This window comes from Bradyrhizobium sp. CCGB12 (assembly GCF_024199845.1).
Classification (GTDB): domain Bacteria; phylum Pseudomonadota; class Alphaproteobacteria; order Rhizobiales; family Xanthobacteraceae; genus Bradyrhizobium.
In genome coordinates, this window is the sequence record NZ_JANADO010000001.1 from 6,688,657 (window position 1) to 6,708,003 (window position 19,347).

The following is a 19,347-nucleotide window of genomic DNA, read 5'->3' on the forward strand; positions in this document are numbered from 1 at the left end:
CGGAACCGATCTCGTCTCCAGGCCATCCGACAATTTGATTGTAAAAGTCCCGCATCGCATCCGCTTATACCGCGGCTTCTTTGACCGATGGCGACGGCGCGCTCAAGATCTCTGCGCGCAGTTTGGAGAGCTTCGAAACTGACGTTTGTTCGATCCGGGCCAGCGCGTGCGGCAGATCGGCGCAGACGATCGATCAGGGGACGCGTCAGATTCCCAGATATTTGTGCTGGAGATCCGGCTCCGCCATCAATTGGTCGGAGGTGCCGCTCCACACCGTCTTGCCGCGCTCGATGATGTAATGGCGGTCGCAGATGCGGGCGAGATGATCGACGTTCTTGTCGACGACCAGGATCGACTGTCCCCGGCTCTTGAGCAGCGACAGACAGTTCCAGATCTCTTCGCGGATCAGGGGCGCGAGGCCCTCGGTCGCTTCATCCAGGATCAGCAGCTTCGGGTTGGTCATCAGCGCGCGGCCGATGGCGAGCATCTGCTGCTCGCCGCCGGAGAGCTGATTGCCCATGTTGGCGGCGCGCTCGGCGAGGCGCGGAAACAGCACGTAGATCGCGGCCAGCGTCCAGGGATTGGAGCTGCCGAAACGATCGGCCGCGGCCGCGACCAGGTTTTCGCGCACGGTGAGGTTCGGGAAGATCTGGCGCCCCTCAGGAACGAGGCCGACACCGAGTTTTGCAATTCTGTAGGACGGAAGCTGTCGCACCTCGGCGCCCGCGAAGCGGATCGCGCCTGCCCGCGCCGGCGTCAGTCCCATGATGGAGCGGATGGTGGTGGTCTTGCCCATGCCGTTGCGGCCCATCAGGGAGACCATCTCGCCCGGCTTGATCGCCAGCGACAGGCCGAACAATACCTGGGACAGGCCGTAGCAGGTTTCGATGCCGTCGACGTCGAGCAGCGTGTCAGCCATGATGCGTCACCACATGCTGATCGCCGAGATAGGCGCGCTTGACGTCTTCGTTCGCCCGGATCGCGGCCGGATCGCCGGAGGCGATGACACGGCCATAGACCAGCACCGAGATGCGGTCGGCGAGTGCGAACACCGCCGGCATGTCGTGCTCGACCAGCACGATCGACACTTCTTTCCGCAGCTCCTGGAGCAGCTTCACCATGCGCTGGGATTCGGTGACCCCGAGGCCGGCCATCGGCTCGTCGAGCAGCAACAGCTTCGGCTTGCTCGCGAGCGCCACCGCAAGCTCGATCTGGCGCCGCTCGCCATGGCTGAGCCTGGACACCACGACGTCGGCGCGATGCGACAGGCCGACGCGATCGAGCGCGGCATGGGCGGCATCGCGCAGGCCCTTCTCCTTGCGCGCATCGGCGAAGAAGCGGAACGAGGTACCGGCATGCGCTTGCGCCGCCAGCGCCACATTGTCAGCGGCGGTGAAATCGAGCAGCAGCGAGGTGATCTGGAACGAACGGGCCAGGCCCAGCGCGCAACGGCGATAGGCCGGCAGATAGGTGATGTCGCGCCCGGCCAGCGAGACGCTGCCGGAATGCGGTTCGAGATGCCCGGTGAGCTGGCTGATCAGCGTGGTCTTGCCGGCGCCGTTCGGGCCGATGATGGCATGCAGCTCGCCGCTGGCGACGTCCAGCGAGACGTTGTCGGTCGCGATGATGCCGCCGAAGCGGCGCACCAGCTTCTCGACGCGGAGCAAGGGTTCAGCCACGGCCAGCCCTCCCGAGCGCACCCATGATGCCGCCGCGGCCGAACAGGACGATGAGCAGCAACAGCGGGCCCATGATCAGCGCCCAATATTCCGTGATCTGCGACAGGAACTCTTCCAGCAGCAGGAATACCACCGCGCCCATGATCGGGCCGAACAGCGTGCCCATGCCGCCCAGGATCACCATCACCATGAGATCGCCGGAGCGGGTCCAGTACATCACGGCCGGGCTGACGAAATCGGTGTTGTTGGCGAGCAGCGCGCCGGCAAGGCCGCACATGGTGCCCGATATGACGAAGCAGACCAGCTGGTAGCGCTTGGCGGGGAAGCCGATCGCCTGCATGCGCTGCTCGTTGGAACGCAGGCCCTGCACGACGAGCCCGAAGCGCGAATTGACGATGCGCCAGATCAGGAAGATGACGGCGAACAGGCAGGCGAGGCAGAGATAATAGAACTGCGTGCGGTTCGACAGGTTGATCAGCCCGGAAAAGTCGCTGCGCTTGTAGACGGTGAGGCCGTCGTCACCGCCGTAGCGCGCGAGGCCCGAGGCGACGTAATAGGCCATCTGCGCAAAGGCCAGCGTGATCATGATGAAATAGACGCCGCGGGTGCGCAAGCTGAGCGCGCCGATCACGAGCGCATAGATGGCGGAGGCTGCGAGTGCGACTGGAAACTGAATGAACCCGGAGCCCACACCCTCTTGCGCTAGCATACCCACGGCGTATCCGCCGATGCCGAGATAGGCGGCGTGACCAAAACTCATCATGCCGCCAAAACCCATGATGAGGTTGAGGCTCGCAGCCGCCAGCGCCAGGATGATGATGCGGGTGAACAGCGTCAGGATGAAGATGTTGCCGGACGCATGCGAATAGAGCGGCAGCAGCACGAGGCCCGCCAGCATCAGGGCCGTGACGGCCTTGCTCAGGGTGAAAGCCTTCATCGACGATTGGCCGGAAACAGCCCCTCCGGCCGCACCACCAGCACGATCGCCATGAGGAGGTAGATCAGCATGGAGGACAGCGCTGGCGCGGCGGTAGAGGCGGCGGCGCCGCTCAGCACCTGCCGCAGCAGGTTCGGCAGGAAGGCGCGGCCGAGCGTATCGATCATGCCGACGAAGATCGCGGCAAGGAACGCACCGCGGATCGAGCCGATGCCGCCGATCACGATGATGACGAAGGCGAGGATCAAAATGTTCTCGCCCATGCCGATCTGCACGGTGAGGATCGGCGCCTGCATCAGCCCGGCGAGGCCCGCAAGTGCGGCACCGAGGCCGAACACCAGGGTGTAGAGCAGCTTGATGTTGATGCCGAGCGCGCCGATCATCTCGCGGTTGGAGGCGCCAGCCCGGATCAGCATGCCGATGCGGGTGCGCATCACGCCGAGATAGAGCAGGAGCGCGACCAGCAGCGCCACAGCGATGATGGCGAGGCGATAGGCGGGATAGTGGATGCCGGGCAGGATCGGCACCGGCACCGTAAGCCAGGCCGGCAGCGGCAGCGCAAGGCCTGCCGGGCCCCAGATCAGACGTACCGCTTCATTGAAGAACAGGATCAGGCCGAACGTCGCGAGCACGTGGTCGAGATGGTCGCGGCCGTAGAGATGCCGCAGTGCCGAGACCTCGAGCACGATGCCGAGCACCAGCGTGGCGCCAAGCGCCATCAGCGCACCGAGCAGGAAGCTGCCGGTCCACGCCGCGAAGGTCGCGGCAAAATAGGCGCCCATCATGTAGAGCGAGCCGTGCGCGAGGTTGACGAGATCCATGATCCCGAACACCAGTGTCAGGCCGGCAGCGAGCAGGAACAGCAGCAGGCCGAACTGCAATCCGTTCAAGAACTGTTCGACGACGAGCAGCATCAAGACTCTTTCAGGCGCACGCAGCGTCGCGCCGATGTTCGAACACAGTCGCCATCAGTGAAAGAGCTCCCCCTGCCTGTTCAAGGCGGAAAAATGGGTAATGGCAGTATCGTTCCGAGGCAAGAGCGATTCTACGCCAAACATGCACTTTGTTGCATCTCAGCGCATGCGGCCAGCCCCGCGAAGCAAGAAGGCAGCCGCGGAGCATGGGGCGTCCTGTCGCACCCAAAAGAATACCCTCCCCCGGATGACCGAGGGAGGGTGCAACTTTCGTTGGCGTGTGAGCGTCTAGTGCGACGTCATCTGCCGGGGAAGATCATCCGGATCGGCGAGCACGCTGTTGGCGGTCGAGGCCTCCAGCGCAGCCATCCGGAACAGATAGGCCAGCGTCGCCAACCCGGTGTCTTCCGCCATCTGCGCCAGTTCGAGCGCCATGTCGGACATGTAGCCGAGATTCTCGTCCTTGGTTTGCGCCATGATCTGGCTGTCCCGCATCATGTTCGACATCTCAGGCGCTCTTTCGTTGCGCGGCGGGGAGGCCGCGGAGGTTGGCACGGGCAATGCAATCGATCCGCGGACCGTCCTGCTGAACGACGCTCGTCATTCCGATACGGTCACGCACGACATCCAGCGACTCCTGGCGGACCTCGATCGTTGCCGCCATGGTCCAGGAATTTTCCACCAGCGCCGGCAATCCCAGCGGCGTCACGACGAATCCGATGTCGTGGAAACGTGGCAACCACCAGGTCTCCATGACCAGACAGAGCCGCTCGATGCCCTGGTCGAGACAGAACTCCTGCGCGGCCGCCATCAATTGCAGATTGAACGCGCCGTCGCGGCGCTCGCGCGACACGAAGAAACGCGACCACTCCCAGACCAGCGCGTCCGAGGGGCAACCGCGCACCGCGGCGAGATGCGGGAAAATCTCGCTCGTCATCGTCGGCTTCGTGGTCGGATACAGGCGGGATCCACCAAGGACTCTGCGATTTTCGAGAGCCAGCAGGTAGACCGCATCCTCATTGTCGTAAATGTCGATCTCGCGGCCGTCGGGCTTGCGTAGCGCCTCCCATTTCCGCTCCTCGACAAAGATCTCGTGACGGAGCCGAAAATGCTGTTCGAGGACGTCCTCGTAGAGGTGCCGATTGTCGGCAGAAATCACATGAATCATGAACTCCCCCTTGGCTCGAAAAGAGGGGGAGCCTCAGCGAAAACGGCAAAGCCGACTATTGGGAAATTTCCCAGTAGGCGAAGTTTTCAGGGATTGATGATTCTGTGGCGGATCGCGATCGCGACCGCATGCGTCCGGTTGACAGCGCCGAGCTTGCGCGCGGCAGTTGCAAGATGCTCTTCCGCGGTGCGTTGCGTGATGTGCAGGATTTCGCCGATCTCCCACGCGGACTTGCCTTGCGAGGCCCAGGCGATCACCTCCCGCTCGCGCGGAGTGAGGCGCGTCGACGGATGCGGCGCCGGATCGAGCAGACGGCGAATATGATCGAAGCCGTACATCCCGATCAGGTGAAGCGCCGGCTTGCTGCGCGCATTGAGGTCGAGGTGGACGCCACCGAGCGAGACGCCGGCCTCATAGCCGGTCAAGCCGTGGATCGGCACGACGAAGCCGCGCGACATGCGGAAATCGGCGGCGCGCCGCATCACCTCCACCGCGCCCGGTTCCGACTCCGGATCGTAAGGCGCTTCAGACCATTCGAATGGGTTCACCGTCTGCCGGCATTTGCGGATCACCGGATCGACACGGTCGTAGCTCTTTTCGGTATAGAGGCTGAACCACTCCGCCGGCCACTTTTTGGCGAGCACCATCTGGGAAAAGCGCTGATCAGGATTCGGCAGGCCCGTGACGATGATATGTTCGAAGCCGTACCGGCCGAACGCGGTTGCAAGCGCGTCCATGGCGTCCGGAACCTTGGTGTAGGCTCCGAGTCCTTCGATGAAGTCGAGCGCCTCCCGGCCATAATCAACGGCATCTGCGGCGGACATCGGTACGTTTCCTGAACCTCGCTCTCCCGTATAGCACGGGTTTGGGGGCTGCCTCAATTCGCTGCTCCCGTAGTTTGCCGGTGTTCCGTCTGCTCCGAAGATTTAATCTACTTGTGGAGGAAGTGACGTCAAGTTACACCTGAACACGTCCGCAGCGGGAAAACCACGATGAAAGATGAGGACATCGCCCTCAACAGCGTGCTCGGCCTGGAATTGAACCGCGTGTTTTTCGCCGTCCGCCAAACGGCAAACAAGCAGAAGATCATCGAGTTCGCGCGCGAGGTGTTGCAAAGCGAGCGCGCGGAGTCGGTGAACAGCCTCTTGCCCGAGGGCCCGGCCAGCTAGCGCTTGCAGCAATCGACGCCGATGCAGATCGCGCGACGATGCCGCCATTCCATTTGAACGCGCTGATTTTGGTCGACACGATCTGACAGCGAAACTGAGCTTCCTTCCCCTTGTGGGAGAGGGGAAGACAGCGTCCATGTTACCTCGGACACTTGCCGCTGGATGACGGCACCGCTGTCGTGAGATGATCGCCGCCAGATCCTCTTTCGGATGCCCAGGACATGATGACGCTGCGCCAGGTTGAAGTGATCCGTGCCGTGATGGTGACGGGCACCATTGGCGGCGCGGCGAAGCTGCTCAACGTCTCGGCGCCCGGCATCAGCCGCCTGGTCAAATATACCGAGCGCTCGCTCGGCATCCGCTTCTTCCAGCGCCAGAACGGCCGCTATTTCCCGACGCCGGAAGCCGAGAACATCTTCGAGCAGATCAATGGCGTCTACAAGAAGGTCGACGACCTCTCCGAGCTCATCTCCAAGATCGGCCGGGGCGGCTTGTCGGAGCTGCGCATCGGCTCGGTGCCGAGCATCTCGCAGGTCATGGTGCCGCGCGCGATCGAGCGCGTCCGCCGCCGCTATCCGGATCTCGGCATCGACATCAACATCCTCAAGCTCGAGGAAGCCATCGACTACCTGATGCTCGGCCGCGGCGAGTGCGTGGCGATGAGCTACCGGCTGGAGCATTCCGGGCTGGACTTCATGCCGCTTGCCTCGGGCGAGCTCTATTGCATCGTGCCGCCGGGCCACGCGCTCGCCGGCCGCAAGCAGGTCTCGGCCACCGAGATCACCCGTTATCCGCTGATCGGCATCGATCCCAACGATCCCTACGGCCGGATCATGGCCGAGATCTTTGCGCGCAACCGGCTTGACTACAACATCACCATCCGCGCGCGCTTCGGCACTACGGTCTGCGCGCTGGTGAAGGCGGGGCTCGGCATCGCCATCATCGACCAGTTCACGGTGGCCCATGGCGGCTATCCCGGGATCGAGCTGCTCAAGATCACCGAGCCGACGCGGTTCGATACCTACATCGCCGTGAAGCGCGGCGCGCCGCTGTCGCTCCACGTCGAATATTTCATCGAGTCCCTGCGCACCGAGATGCGCGCGGTCGAGCCGTCCCGCGGCAACGGCAAGGCCGTCCCGGGACGCGGGCGGAAGAAATAACATTATGTTAGGTTTGCCCGATAAAAGGGTAATTGTGTTAGGCGGGGGAAAGGCTATCGTCATAGCTGGAATTGCGCGGATTTCCCCGCTATTGGCCGGGACCGAACACTCCCAATGAGACGATAGCGAACCATGTCGAAGCGCGGATACGCTGCCAGCAAGAAGCTTCTCACGGGCCTGATCGGCGCCCCGATCGCGCATTCGGCGTCCCCCGCCATGCATGAGGCCGCCGCCGAGGCACTTGGTCTGCGCGGCCACTACCAGCTCATCGAGGTCGCCGGCGCCGATGCGGCCGGACTTGCCATGATGCTCGAAGGCGTGCGACGGCTCGGCTTTGCCGGCGTAAACGTTACCTTTCCCTACAAGGAGGCGGTGGTCCCGCTGCTCGACGAGCTGGCACCGGCTGCAGCAACCATGGCCGCGGTCAACACCGTCGTCGTCAAGGACGGCCGCCTGATCGGCCACAACACCGACACGACAGGCTTTGCCCGCGCCGTCGCGCCGCTGCTGGCCTCTTCCGGAAATGCGGTGGCCGTGATCGGCACCGGCGGCGTCGGCAAGGCGATCGCCTTTGCGCTGGCGAGCCTGAAGGTGACGGACCTCCGAATCTTCGACAGCGAGCCGGCACGCGCCGAAAAACTCGCCACGCTGTTGGCGCGGCATGGTGGCGCGCGGGTGGCCGGAAGCGTCGAGGATGCACTCGATGGTGCGACCGGCCTCGTCAACGGCACCCCGGTCGGTATGCTGCCGAACCGGGACACGCCAGTGCCGACGGTACTGCTCGGGGCAGACCTGTGGGTCGCCGACGCCGTCTATTCGCCGCTGATCACGCCGCTGCTTGCCGCAGCGCGAGAGAAAGGCGCCCGGATCATGACCGGCCGCGAGCTCGCGATCTACCAGGCCGCCGACGCCTTCGAACTGTTCACCGGCCTTGCTCCATCGACCGAAGTCATGGGAGAGGCCTTTGATGCCGTGATGGCTGCACGCAGTGCCGCCTATCAGGCAGCATGAGACGAAGCGGCCGGACACAAGGCCGCTTACAGAATTTGAAACGGGAGGAGAGGACGATGAAATCAACGCTACTCGTGGGCGCGCTGCTCACCGCCATGACGGCAACGAGCGCCTTTGCCCAGGCGATCAAGCTCGCCGACGTCGCCGAGCTCTCGGGCGGCGGCGCCACTGTCGGTACCAACTGGAAGAACGGCATCGATCTCGCAATCGAGGAGATCAATGCCAAGGGCGGCGTGCTCGGCCGCAAGCTGGAAGTCACCCACGCCGACTCGCAGTCCAACCCCGGCGTCGCCCGCGCGCAGGTGCAGAAGGCGCTCGACGCCGAACCCTACGTGCTGCTCGGGCCCGGCTATTCCGGCTCAGTGAAGGTCACGGCCCCGCTCGCGGCCGAAGCCGGCATCGCGCAGATCATGGGTGGCGAGGCCGCCGAACTGACGCAAGGAGGCAACAAGTTCCTGTTCCGCACCTCGTTCGGACAGCAGTCATCGATGCCGAAGGTCGCAAAGTACATCCACGACGAGATGAAGGCGAAGACGGTTGCGGTGGTCTGGGTCAACAACGACTTCGGCCGCGGCGGGCGCGACGTTATGGTCAAGGAGCTCGACCGGCTCGGCTCCAAGGTGGTCGCCGATCTCTCGACCGAAGCGGGCCAGGCCGATTTCGCCGCCGACGTCGGCAAGATCAAGGCAGCCAATCCCGACGCCGTGTTCGTCTATCTCAATGAAGAAGAGAGCGCGCGCATCCTCAAGGAGCTGAAGCGCCAGGGCGTCACCGCGCCGCTGATGGGCGAGACCACGCTGATCGGCCAGAAGGTGATCGAGCTGGCCGGCGACGCCGCCAACGGCGCGCGCGGCCATGTCGGCCTTACCACCGACGCGCCGGTCGACCTGATCAAGGCGTTCCGCGAGAAGTTTTCCAAGAAGTACAATTACGTGCCTGATCATAACGGCCTGAAGGGCTATCTCGCGGTCTACATGGTGAAGGCGACCACCGAGAAGATGGGCAAGGTCGACCCCAAGAAGTTTGCCGACACGCTGCACGGCCTCACCATCAAGGCCGCGGACGAGCCGGGCATCCTGATGGACGTCACCTTCAGCGATACCGGCGACATCGACCGCCAGAGCTTCCTGGTCGAGGTGGTCGAGGGCAAGCAGGTAGTGAAGCAGGTGCTGCCCAAGGTGAAGTGAAGCTCTTCACCTCTCCCCGCGCCTGTCTCGCCGAAGCTTTAGCGAAGGCGGATGCGGGGAGGGATCTCTCGCTCCCTCGCCCCGCTCTTCGCGGGGAGAGGGTCGGGGTGAGGGGTGCTTCTGCGAAGACGGTGAGAGATGAGCCCGTGAAAAGAGCCCCTCACCCCGCCCTCTCCCCGTAAGAACGGGGCGAGGAGGACGATAGAGCGAGCGCTAGGGACACGAGAGGGGAAAATGTCCAATCTGTTCGATCTTCTGGTCGCGGGGCTCGCCACCGGCGCGATCTATGCGCTGGTCGCGGTCGGATTCACGCTGCTGTGGCAGACCTCGCAGACCATCAATTTCGCGCAAGGCGAGTTCGTGATGCTGCCGGCGTTCCTGATGCTCGCGGCAATGCATGTCGGGGCGCCGTTCTGGCTCGCGATCATCCTTGGCATCCTGTTGTCGATGATCCTGCTCGGCCTCGCCTTCAAGCTGCTGCTGGTGGATCCAATGATGCGCCATGGCGTGCTGCCGCTCGCGATCGCGACGATGGCGCTCGCGATCGGCCTCAAGGAAGCCGTCAAACAGTTCTTCAGCGCCGAAGCATCGCCCTTCCCCTCGATCGTGCCGACCGGCGACATCTCCATTCTCGGCCATGCGGTATCGCTGCAAAGCATCGGCGTGCTCGTCGTCGCCATCCTCGCCGTCCTTGGCCTGACCACGCTGCTCAACCGCACCTCGCTCGGCCACCAGATGCAGGCGGCTGCCCAGAATCCGACGGTGGCGCGCATCATCGGCGTGCCGGTCGAACGCATGATCCTGCTGACCTTCCTGATCAACGCCTTCCTGGTCGCGCTGGCCTCGCTGCTGATCACGCCGATCTATCTCGCAAAGTTCTCCTCCGGCGAGGTGCTGGGCCAGGCCGCCTTCATCGCGGCGATCGTCGGCGGCTTCAACCAGGTGCGCGGCGCGATCGCCGGCGGTCTCCTGATCGGCGTGCTCGACAATCTCGCGGCCGCCTATGTCTCGACGCAGTATCGCGCTGCCGTGCCGATGATCTTCCTGATCGCCGTCATCCTGTTCCGGCCGCAGGGCTTGCTCGGCCGCGCCGAGGAGCGCACGGTATGATCCGCTTTGGCAAACCCCTGAAGATCGCGCTCGGCCTGATCGTCATCGCCGGCCTGATCGTCATCCCCATGAACTTCAACCGCTATGGCCTGTTCATCCTGAGCCAATGGGCGGTGATGAGCATCGCTGCCATGGGGCTCAACCTCACGCTCGGCTATGCCGGCCAGGTCTCGCTGGCCCAGGGCGCGTTCGTTGGTATCGGCGCCTATGCCGCCGCGATCATGACCACGCATGGCTGGCCGCTGCCGGCGGCGATCCTGGTCGCGATCGCCTTGAGCTTCGCGGTCGGCTGGGTGCTCGGCTATCCCGCGCTGCGCGTGCAGCACCACTACCTCGCCTTCGTCACGCTCGCCTTCTCCACCCTCGCCTTCCTGGTGTTCCGCAACGAGAGCTGGCTTACCGGCGGCATCTACGGCATCTCCAACATCCCGCGCCCGCACGTCTTCGGCATCGCGACCAACAAGCCGTTGCCCTTCTACTATGTCTGCCTCGGCACGCTCGCGATCGTGTCGCTGGCGGTATGGTGGCTGATCCGCTCGCCCTGGGGCCGCGCCTTCATGGCGTTGCGCGAAAATCCCTTGCGCGCGCAGTCGCTCGGCGTCGACACACGGCGCTACACGCTGATGGCCTTCGCGATCGGCTCCGCGCTCGGCGGCGTCGCCGGCGCGCTCTACGCGCCGCTGACGCAATATATCGATCCCGTGCCGTTCAACCTGTCGCTCTCGCTCGACCTCCTGATGATGGTGATCGTCGGCGGCGCCGGCTTCTTTTTCGGCCCGTTCCTGGGCGCGATGATCGCGGTGCTGCTGCCGGAATGGCTGCGCTTCACGGAAGGGTATTATCTGATGCTCTACGCGGTCGCGGTGATGCTGCTCCTGATCTGGTCACCGACCGGCATTCTGGGAATCCTCGATCGCTATCTCGCCGAACGCCGCACCAAGGCGGCGTCCGCACTGCGCGCCGTCGCAAAATCCCGCCTGGAAACGGCGCAATGAGTGCGGTTCTCGAAGTCACCGGTATCAAGAAGAATTTTGGCGGCATCAGCGCCGTCGACGGCGTTTCCTTCGACGTGCGCGAGGGCGAGATCCTCGGCCTGATCGGACCGAACGGCTGCGGCAAGTCGACCCTGTTCAACTGCATCCTCGGCCAGCTCACGCCATCAGGCGGCGAGGTCAAGCTCGACGGCAAGCTGGTCACGGGATTGCGACCCGCGGAGCTCAACAAGCTCGGGGTCAGCCGCACCTTCCAGCTCCTGCAGGTGTTCCCGAAGCTTTCGGTGCGCGAGAACCTGATCCTCGCCGGACAGGAGCACCAGGGCAACATGGCCTCGCGCCTGGTCGGCCGCTCCGATGCCGGGCTGACCGAGGCCGCCAACCAGATGATCGGCTTCTTCAAGCTCGACCATCTCGCCGACGAACCGGCCGGCGGACTCTCCTACGGCCAGCAGAAGCTGCTCGATGCCGCCATGGCCTTCATGGGCGGCCCGCGCCTGGTGCTGCTCGACGAGCCCGCCGGCGGCGTCAACCCGTCGATGCTGGCCGACCTCAAGGACCGCCTCGTCGCGATCAACCGCGAGAAGAACGCCACTTTCGTCGTGATCGAGCACAACATGGAATTCGTGATGTCACTGTGCTCGCGCGTGATGGTGATGGCGGAGGGCAAGGTGCTGGCGATGGGCCGGCCGGACGAGGTCCGCAAGAACCCCGCCGTGATCGAAGCCTATCTGGGTCATTGAAGGAGCGGACCATGAGCGACCCGATCCTCTCGGTTTACAATCTCGTCGGCGGCTACGGCAAGATGACGATCCTGAACGGCACGACGTTCGCCGTGCCGCAGGCAACCATCACCACCATCATCGGCCCGAACGGCGCCGGCAAGTCCACCGTGTTCAAGGCCATTTTCGGCCTGCTCAGGCTGCGCGAAGGCAAGATCAGCTTTGCCGGCCGCGACGTCACCAATTTGAGCCAGCGCGCGCTGCTCAATGCCGGCATCTGCTACGTGCCGCAGGGCCGCAACATCTTCCCCGAGCTGTCCGTGCGCCATAACATCGAGCTCGGCGGCGTTTCGGCGAACAAAGGTATCGACCTGCCCAAGCGGATCGAGGCCGCGCTCGACCTGTTCCCGGCATTGCGCCGCAAGTCGGCGCAGCAGGCCTCCACGCTTTCGGGCGGTGAGCAGAAGCAGCTCGAGATCGCCCGCTCGCTGCTGCTCGAACCGAAGCTGGTGCTGGTCGACGAGCCCTCGATCGGACTGTCGCCCCTGATGGTGCAGCAGACCTTCGACATCCTCAAGAGCTTGCGCGACCGCGGCGTCACGATCCTGATGATCGAGCAGAACGCACGCTCGGCGCTGGAAATCTCAGACATCGGCATCGTGCTCGAGCTCGGCCAGACCCGCATGGTCGATGACGCCAAGCGCATTCTCAACGATCCCCGCATCGGGCAATTGTTCCTGGGCGGCGCCATGGAGGAGAGCGCGGCATGAGCGCGCAAATGCGCATCGCCGTGGCCGGGGCCGGTCTGATCGGCCGCCGCCACATTGAATTGATCGAGTCCTCCAGGGATTGCGTGCTCGCCGGCATCGCGGACCCCTCGCCCGCCGCGAAAGAGTATGCGCTGGCGCGCAACGTGCGCTGCTACGCGGACCATCGCGCCTTGCTGGCAGAGGAGAAGCCTGACGGCCTCGTCATTGCCTCGCCCAACACGCTGCACCTGCCGATGGCACTCGACTGCGCCGAAGCCGGCGTGCCGGCTTTGATCGAGAAGCCCGTGACCGAGACGGTTGCCACCGCGCAACGCTTGTGCGCGGCTGTGAGACGCACCGGCGTGCCGATGCTGGTCGGCCACCACCGCCGACACAATCCGATCATCAAGACCGCACGTGAGACCGTGGCGAGAGGCAAACTCGGCCAGCTCACCGCCGTGGTCGGGCTGTGGCTCCTGAAGAAGCCCGACGATTATTTCGAGGTCGCCTGGCGGCGCGAGCACGGCGGCGGGCCGCTGCTGATCAACCTCATCCACGACATCGACAATCTCCGCTTCGTCTGCGGCGAGATCGTCGAAGTTCAGGCGCTGACCTCGAACAAGGTGCGCGGCTTCCCGGTCGAGGACACTGCCGCGCTGCTGCTGCGCTTTGCAAATGGCGCGCTGGGAACGGTGACGGTCTCCGATGCGACGCCGGCGCCGTGGAGCTGGGAGCTGACCGCGGGCGAGAACGCGGTCTATCCCAGGCAGGATCAGCCCTGCTACGTCTTCGCGGGAACGAACGGCTCCCTCTCGGTCCCGACCATGGAGCTGTGGTCCTATCCCCAAAATCCGGGCTGGCACGCCCCGCTGTCGCGCAGGCCCGTCGAACTCGCTGGATACGATCCACTCGTCGAGCAGCTCCGGCATTTCCTCGCCGTGATCGCCGGCCGCGAGCAGCCGTTGATCTCGGTCGAGGACGCGATGGGCACGCTCGCCGTCGTCGAGGCCGTCAGCGAGGCCGCACGCACGGGCCAAAAAGTATCGCCGGCCAGAATCATGGAGCAGGCTGCATGAACAAACGCTCGATCGCCACCGTCTCCCTCTCAGGCGCCCTCGACGAAAAGCTCCGCGCCATCGCCGCCGCCGGCTTCGACGCGGTCGAGATCTTCGAGAACGATTTGCTGTCGTTCGGCGCAGGCCCGCGCGACATCGCAAGGCTCTGCAAGGATCTCAATCTCGGGATCTGCGCGTTCCAGCCGTTTCGCGATTTCGAGGGCATGCCGGAGCCGCAGCGCGCGCGCAATTTTGCCCGCGCGGAGCGGAAGTTCGATTTGATGCAGGAGCTCGGCACCGATCTCCTGCTGATCTGCTCCAACGTCTCGCCCGCTTCGCTCGGCGGCATCGATCGCGCCGCCGATGATTTTCGCGAGCTCGGCGAGCGCGCCGCGAAACGCGGCTTGCGCGTCGGCTACGAGGCGCTGGCCTGGGGCCGCCATGTCAACGACTACCGCGATGCCTGGGAGATCGTGCGCCGCGCCGATCATCCCGCGATCGGCGTCATCCTCGACAGCTTTCACGCGCTGGCGCCCGGCTTTCCGACCCGTGCAATGGCCTCGATCCCCGCTGACAAGATCTTTCTGGTCCAGCTTGCGGACGCGCCAAAGCTCGAACTCGACATCTTGTCATGGAGCCGGCACTTCCGCTCCTTCCCCGGCCAGGGCGACCTGCCGGTCGGCGAGTTCATGGCTGCGATCGCAGCAACCGGCTATGCCGGGCCGCTGTCGCTCGAGATCTTCAACGACCAGTTCCGCGCCGGCTCCGCCGCGCAGACCGCGGTGGACGGCCTGCGCTCGCTGATCCTGCTGGAAGACCAGCTCGCGCCGGATTGGCCAAAGCTCGTCCGCGAGCCACTGGCGCCCATGGCCAGGAGCCACGGTACCGGCTTCATCGAGTTCGCCGTCAACGAGACCAAGGCCGGCGAGCTGGCCCGCCTGTTCGCGCAGCTCGGCTTCCGCAGAAGCGGCAAGCACCGCAGCAAGGCGGTGGAGCGCTGGTCGCAAGGCAAGGTGGAGCTCGTGATCAATTGCGAGACCGACGGCTTTGCTCATTCGCACTACGTCACGCACGGCCCTGGCGTCTGCGCGATCGCGCTCGATGTCGACAATGCGGGCCTTGCCATGCAGCGCGCCGAGGCGCTGAAGGCGCGCACGTTCTACCAGCCGGTCGGGCCGGGCGAACTGGAGATTCCGGCGATCCACGGCGTCGGCGGCAGCCTGCTCTATTTCCTGGATCAGGCCGGCAAGAACTGGGACACGGATTTCGAGCCCGTTGCGAGCGACGCCGCCGCGGATGCCCTGCTCGCGGTCGATCACATCGCGCAGTCGATGCCCTATGACGAGATGCTGTCCTGGCTGCTGTTCTACACCGGCATTCTCGACCTCAAGCGTTTGCCGCAGATGGAGATCGCCGATCCCAGAGGCCTCGTGCAGAGCCAGGCCATCATCAACGCCGACCAGAGCCTGCGCTTCGTGCTCAACGGCTCCTCCGCCAACCGCACCCTGCCGGCGCGCTTCATCTCGGAATTCTTCGGCTCGGGCGTGCAGCATGTCGCGTTCGCCTGCCGGGACATCTTTGCGACGGTCGCGCAGATGCGCAAGCGCGGCGCGGATTTCCTGGACATCCCCGACAATTACTACGACGACATCGAAGCCAAATACGACCTTGCGCCCGAGCTGATGGCGCAGCTGCGCGCCAACCACATCCTCTACGACCGCGAGGGTGACGGCGAGTTCTTTCAGGTCTACACCCACATCTTCGACGAGCGCTTCTTCTTCGAGATCGTCGAGCGGAGAAGCTATCAGGGCTTTGGCGCCGCCAATGCCGGCATCAGGCTCGCGGCGCAAGCCCGCGAAGTGCGGCCCGCGAGCGTGCCGCGGATGTGAAGCGGGTGCGGGGGCCGTCGCGCCGCCCCCGCTGCAACGGCTATGTCGCGGCCTTTCGGCGAATGGAGCGGATCGCGTCCGCTGACGTCAACGCAGCACGCCACTCGCCATCAGGCAGATTGCCGAGCAGGTTCGAGAGCTCGACTGCGAGCGCCCGAAGCCGCGCATTCTCCTCGAGCAACCGCATGACTTCGTTCGACGGCGATTCATCGTCGTCGAACTCTTCCAGAAGCTGTGGCGACAGACGTTCGAGAGCATCACCGGACATAACGTCGTCCGCAGTCGAATTCATTTTCCGCGTCTTGCAGTGCGGCAAATCTTTATCAGTCATTGGCAAGTCCCCCAAGGACATGCCCCCGGCCTTATGCAGGCAGGTTCGAGTGAGTCGCGGGCGGATTTGAGTCTGAAATCGGACCGCCGCGCGACCGTGCGCAGGCGGCTTGAACGAAAGCCGTCATAAATCGGTCGCAGCGCTGGACGGCGGCGCCGACCTTCGCCTCTCCCGGCCTGCGGGAAGAGCTCGGATGCATCGAAGATGCAATCCGGGCGAGGGGCTCTCCGCGGGGAAGGAAGAAGTGGAGCTCGCCCCCCTCACCACATCGTCATTGCGAGCGCAGCGAAGCAATCCAGAGTCTTTCCGCGGAGGGATTCTGGATTGCTTCGCTGCGCTCGCAATGACGTGTTGAGAGAGCGTTGCTCCCGATTCGCGGAGACTCCCCCTCATCCCAACGCTCTCCCCGCAAGCGGGAAGAGGGAGAAGCGAGACCTCACTTCATCTTGCACTTGTCGTGGAAACGATCCTGGTCGTTCTCGACGATGGTGGCGACGGTCTTCAGTGCGAGCTGGCCTTCGGAATCCTTGACCACGTCCTGGAGATAGAAGCTCTGCACCGGGATGTGGTTGTTGCCGAACTTGAACGCGCCGCGCAGCGACTTGAAGTTGGCCTTCTCCATCTCGGCCTTCATCGCGTCCTTCTTGCTGGTGTCGCCCTTCACCGCGACGACCGCGCTGTTGATCAGCTGGGCTGCGTCATAAGATTGCGCGCCGTAATAGGTCGGACGCAGACCAGTGTACTTCTTGCGGTAGTCGGCGACGAAGCGCTTGTTCTGCTCGTTGGGGAGATCGTTGACCCATTCCTGCGCGCCGGGCACGCCGAGCGCGTTCTCCTTCTGGAGCGGCAGCGACAGCTCGTCGACCGTGAAGGCGGTGTAGAGCGGCATCGTGCTCTTCAGGCCGGCCTGGGCATATTGATTGAGGAACTGCACGCCGGCAGCGCCGGGGTAGAACACGAAGATCGACTCGGCGCCGGAGGCGCGCGCCTTGGAGAGCTCGGCCGAGAAGTCGAGCTGGCTCGGCCAGACCGTGTATTCCTCGCCCTTGACCTCGCCCTTGAAGGTGCTCTTCAGGCCCGCGAGCATGTCCTTGCCGGCCGCGTAGTTCGGCCCGATCAGGAACACGCTCTTGACGCCCTTCTGGTTCATGTAGAGGCCCATGGCCTGCGGCGTCTGGTCGTTCTGCCAGGAGGTCGAGAACACGTAAGGCGAGCACAGCTCGCCCGCGAGCTGCGACGGACCGGCATTGGCCGAGATCAGGAAGGTCTGCGAATCCACCGCGGTCTTGAGCGAGGCCAGGAGCACGTTCGACCAGATATAGCCGACGATGAAATCGACCTTGTCGGACTGCACCAGTTTCTCGGTCTTCTGCTTGCCGACATCAGGCTTCTGGCCGTCGTCCTCGTAGATGACCTCGACCGGCTTGCCGTCCATCTTGCGGCCGAGATGATCGAGCGCGAGCTCGAAGGAATTGCGCATGTCGTTGCCGATCACGGCGGTCGGGCCGCTGAAGGTCGAAACGAAGCCAATCTTGATGGTGTCGCCGGCGGATGCCGGACCTGCCAGCACCAGCGCCGCTGCGCCCGCCAGCCAGAATGCCGTCCTCATAACCACTCCCCTCCTTATTATCGGTCCCGGAAACGGGGTGATCGCCGCCCCGGGCCTGTCTCTATTGAACGCAAAATCTGTCGAGCCGCCAATGGCTCAGCGCCCGTCCCTGCACCATATTTCGCCCTAATCGGGGATGGCAAGAAATATAATTCTACTTACTTCGGCCAATGCTGCGGCGCTTTTTCGCGGGATATCGATACATTCTGCCTATTCCCCGATTGATGACGGCTATTGGACCGCGGCGCCCAATCCGCACTTAAATGAAGAGGAAGAGCAGCGAGATTCGAGGGCGCATCATGACCACGACACCGCATCGCGTCGTCATCGTCGGGGCCGGCTTTGGCGGGCTGGAGACGACCTACCGGCTCGCAGGCGCGCCGGTCGAGATCACGCTGATCGATCGCCGCAATCATCATCTGTTCCAGCCGCTGCTGTACCAGGTCGCGACCGCCTCACTGGCGACCAGCGAGATCGCCTGGCCGGTCCGCCATCTCATGCGCGACCGGCGCGAGGTGACGACGCTGTTTGCGACGGTGAACGGCGTCGATGCGGCAAGGCGCTGCGTGCTGATCGACGACGGCAGCGAGGTGCCTTACGACACGCTCGTGCTCGCCACGGGCGCGCGGCACGCCTATTTCGGCCACGACGAATGGGAGGCATGGGCGCCGGGCCTGAAGACGCTGGAGGACGCGACTACGCTGCGCCGCCACATTCTGGTGGCGTTCGAGCGCGCCGAGCGCGAGACCGATCCGGCCAGGCGCGCAGCGCGGCTGACCTTCGTCATCGTCGGCGCCGGCCCGACCGGCGTCGAGCTCGCCGGCACCATCGCCGAGATGGCGCACCACACCTTGCCCGGCGATTTCCGCAACATCGACACGACCAAAGCGCGCGTTGTGCTGATCGAGGCAGGCCCGCGCGTGCTCGCGGGATTCGCAGATGATCTCTCGGCCTATGCGCAGGCGTCGCTGGAAAAGATCGGCGTCGAAGTCGTGCTGGGGCAGCCCGTCACCGAGATCAATCGCGAGGGCGTGGTGTTCGGCGGCAAGCTGCTCGAGGCAAAGACACGAATCTGGGCCGCGGGCGTGCGCGCCTCGCCGGCCGCCGAATGGCTCGACGCGCCGGCCGATCGCGCCGGCCGCGTGCAGGTGGAGACTGATCTCACCATCCCCGGCCACCCCGAAATCTTCGCGATCGGCGACACCATCAACATCAACGCCTGGGAAGGCAAGCCGGTGCCCGGCATCGCGCCAGCCGCGAAGCAGCAGGGAAAGCATGTCGCCGAGACCATAAGGGCGCGACTACGTGGAGAGACCAAGGGCGCGTTTCGCTACAAGCACGCCGGCAGCCTCGCGCAGATCGGCAAGCGCCTCGCCGTGATCGATTTCGGCAAGGTCAAGCTGCGCGGCGCCATCGCGTGGTGGATCTGGGGCATCGCGCACATCTACTTCCTGATCGGCCTGCGCCACCGGCTCAGCGTCGCACTGAGCTGGCTCTGGATCTATGCCCGCGACCAGCGGGCTGCGCGGCTGATCACGCAGGGCAGCAGCAAGGTGGTGGGGTAGTTTTCCTCACTGCCGCCGCATCTGAGAGTACCGGCGACGGCACGGATCGCAGCCGCCAATTATGCAGCCTTGCACTTTTCGATGACTTGCCGGGAGTCCG

At 64.4% G+C, this 19,347-nt stretch carries 20 protein-coding genes; 11 read left to right on the plus strand and 9 right to left on the minus strand.

Features of this window, described 5'->3' with window-relative positions:
- Positions 1–205: 205 nt before the first annotated feature.
- The 7 genes from NLM27_RS30650 to NLM27_RS30680 form a co-directional block, all read right to left on the minus strand.
- Positions 206–919 (minus strand): ABC transporter ATP-binding protein, encoded by a 714-nt coding sequence (locus NLM27_RS30650; protein WP_254146821.1) that lies wholly within the window; start codon positions 917–919, stop codon positions 206–208.
- A complete protein-coding gene (locus NLM27_RS30655; RefSeq protein WP_166812443.1) occupies positions 912–1,679 on the minus strand; it encodes an ABC transporter ATP-binding protein in 768 nt (255 codons plus the stop codon). Before NLM27_RS30655 ends, NLM27_RS30650 begins: the two co-directional genes overlap by 8 nt.
- Positions 1,672–2,616, minus strand: coding sequence for a branched-chain amino acid ABC transporter permease (locus NLM27_RS30660; RefSeq protein WP_254146822.1), 945 nt, complete (start codon positions 2,614–2,616; stop codon positions 1,672–1,674). The genes NLM27_RS30655 and NLM27_RS30660 overlap by 8 nt, the downstream gene beginning before the upstream one ends.
- Positions 2,613–3,530 (minus strand): branched-chain amino acid ABC transporter permease, encoded by a 918-nt coding sequence (locus NLM27_RS30665; RefSeq protein WP_060737326.1) that lies wholly within the window; start codon positions 3,528–3,530, stop codon positions 2,613–2,615. The genes NLM27_RS30660 and NLM27_RS30665 overlap by 4 nt, the downstream gene beginning before the upstream one ends.
- A 288-nt stretch (positions 3,531–3,818) precedes the next feature.
- Positions 3,819–4,037 (minus strand): hypothetical protein, encoded by a 219-nt coding sequence (locus NLM27_RS30670; protein ID WP_254146823.1) that lies wholly within the window; start codon positions 4,035–4,037, stop codon positions 3,819–3,821.
- Position 4,038: 1 nt separating this feature from the next.
- On the minus strand, positions 4,039–4,698 hold the full coding sequence (locus NLM27_RS30675; protein WP_254146824.1) for an acyl-homoserine-lactone synthase: 660 nt from the start codon (positions 4,696–4,698) through the stop codon (positions 4,039–4,041).
- Between the two features lie 86 nt (positions 4,699–4,784).
- Positions 4,785–5,522 carry a LuxR family transcriptional regulator gene (locus NLM27_RS30680; protein WP_254146825.1) on the minus strand — a complete coding sequence of 246 codons (738 nt, stop codon included), beginning with the start codon at positions 5,520–5,522 and terminating at the stop codon, positions 4,785–4,787.
- 168 nt (positions 5,523–5,690) lie between these two features.
- Here NLM27_RS30680 and NLM27_RS30685 point away from each other — a divergent pair, with 168 nt between their 5' ends.
- The 10 genes from NLM27_RS30685 (at position 5,691) to NLM27_RS30730 (ending at position 15,742) form a co-directional block, all read left to right on the plus strand.
- On the plus strand, positions 5,691–5,867 hold the full coding sequence (locus tag NLM27_RS30685) for a hypothetical protein (protein ID WP_254146826.1): 177 nt from the start codon (positions 5,691–5,693) through the stop codon (positions 5,865–5,867).
- Positions 5,868–6,088: 221 nt separating this feature from the next.
- Positions 6,089–7,027 (plus strand): LysR family transcriptional regulator, encoded by a 939-nt coding sequence (locus tag NLM27_RS30690; protein ID WP_254146827.1) that lies wholly within the window; start codon positions 6,089–6,091, stop codon positions 7,025–7,027.
- A 132-nt stretch (positions 7,028–7,159) separates the two neighbouring features.
- Positions 7,160–8,038, plus strand: coding sequence for a shikimate dehydrogenase (locus NLM27_RS30695; RefSeq protein ID WP_254146828.1), 879 nt, complete (start codon positions 7,160–7,162; stop codon positions 8,036–8,038).
- A gap of 56 nt (positions 8,039–8,094) precedes the next feature.
- Positions 8,095–9,225 carry an ABC transporter substrate-binding protein gene (locus NLM27_RS30700; RefSeq protein ID WP_254146829.1) on the plus strand — a complete coding sequence of 377 codons (1,131 nt, stop codon included), beginning with the start codon at positions 8,095–8,097 and terminating at the stop codon, positions 9,223–9,225.
- A 234-nt stretch (positions 9,226–9,459) separates the two neighbouring features.
- The gene (locus NLM27_RS30705) at positions 9,460–10,335 is read left to right on the plus strand and encodes a branched-chain amino acid ABC transporter permease (protein WP_254146830.1); all 876 of its coding nucleotides are present in this window, start codon (positions 9,460–9,462) and stop codon (positions 10,333–10,335) included.
- Positions 10,332–11,330, plus strand: coding sequence for a branched-chain amino acid ABC transporter permease (locus NLM27_RS30710; protein WP_254146831.1), 999 nt, complete (start codon positions 10,332–10,334; stop codon positions 11,328–11,330). The genes NLM27_RS30705 and NLM27_RS30710 overlap by 4 nt, the downstream gene beginning before the upstream one ends.
- Complete coding sequence (locus tag NLM27_RS30715) at positions 11,327–12,070, plus strand: ABC transporter ATP-binding protein (protein ID WP_254146832.1); 744 nt, start codon at positions 11,327–11,329, stop codon at positions 12,068–12,070. The genes NLM27_RS30710 and NLM27_RS30715 overlap by 4 nt, the downstream gene beginning before the upstream one ends.
- A gap of 11 nt (positions 12,071–12,081) precedes the next feature.
- On the plus strand, positions 12,082–12,819 hold the full coding sequence (locus tag NLM27_RS30720) for an ABC transporter ATP-binding protein (protein WP_254146833.1): 738 nt from the start codon (positions 12,082–12,084) through the stop codon (positions 12,817–12,819).
- On the plus strand, positions 12,816–13,874 hold the full coding sequence (locus NLM27_RS30725; RefSeq protein WP_254146834.1) for a Gfo/Idh/MocA family protein: 1,059 nt from the start codon (positions 12,816–12,818) through the stop codon (positions 13,872–13,874). The genes NLM27_RS30720 and NLM27_RS30725 overlap by 4 nt, the downstream gene beginning before the upstream one ends.
- Positions 13,871–15,742 (plus strand): bifunctional sugar phosphate isomerase/epimerase/4-hydroxyphenylpyruvate dioxygenase family protein, encoded by a 1,872-nt coding sequence (locus tag NLM27_RS30730; RefSeq protein ID WP_254146835.1) that lies wholly within the window; start codon positions 13,871–13,873, stop codon positions 15,740–15,742. Before NLM27_RS30725 ends, NLM27_RS30730 begins: the two co-directional genes overlap by 4 nt.
- A gap of 40 nt (positions 15,743–15,782) precedes the next feature.
- Here the strand turns inward: NLM27_RS30730 and NLM27_RS30735 are convergent, their stop codons facing one another.
- Both NLM27_RS30735 and NLM27_RS30740 read right to left on the minus strand, forming a co-directional pair.
- The gene (locus tag NLM27_RS30735) at positions 15,783–16,010 is read right to left on the minus strand and encodes a hypothetical protein (protein WP_254146836.1); all 228 of its coding nucleotides are present in this window, start codon (positions 16,008–16,010) and stop codon (positions 15,783–15,785) included.
- 499 nt (positions 16,011–16,509) lie between these two features.
- A complete protein-coding gene (locus NLM27_RS30740) occupies positions 16,510–17,682 on the minus strand; it encodes an ABC transporter substrate-binding protein (protein ID WP_254146837.1) in 1,173 nt (390 codons plus the stop codon).
- Positions 17,683–17,981: 299 nt separating this feature from the next.
- Between NLM27_RS30740 and NLM27_RS30745 the strand changes: the two genes are divergently transcribed.
- Positions 17,982–19,247 carry an NAD(P)/FAD-dependent oxidoreductase gene (locus NLM27_RS30745; protein WP_254146838.1) on the plus strand — a complete coding sequence of 422 codons (1,266 nt, stop codon included), beginning with the start codon at positions 17,982–17,984 and terminating at the stop codon, positions 19,245–19,247.
- The last annotated feature ends 100 nt before the right edge of the window (positions 19,248–19,347 follow it).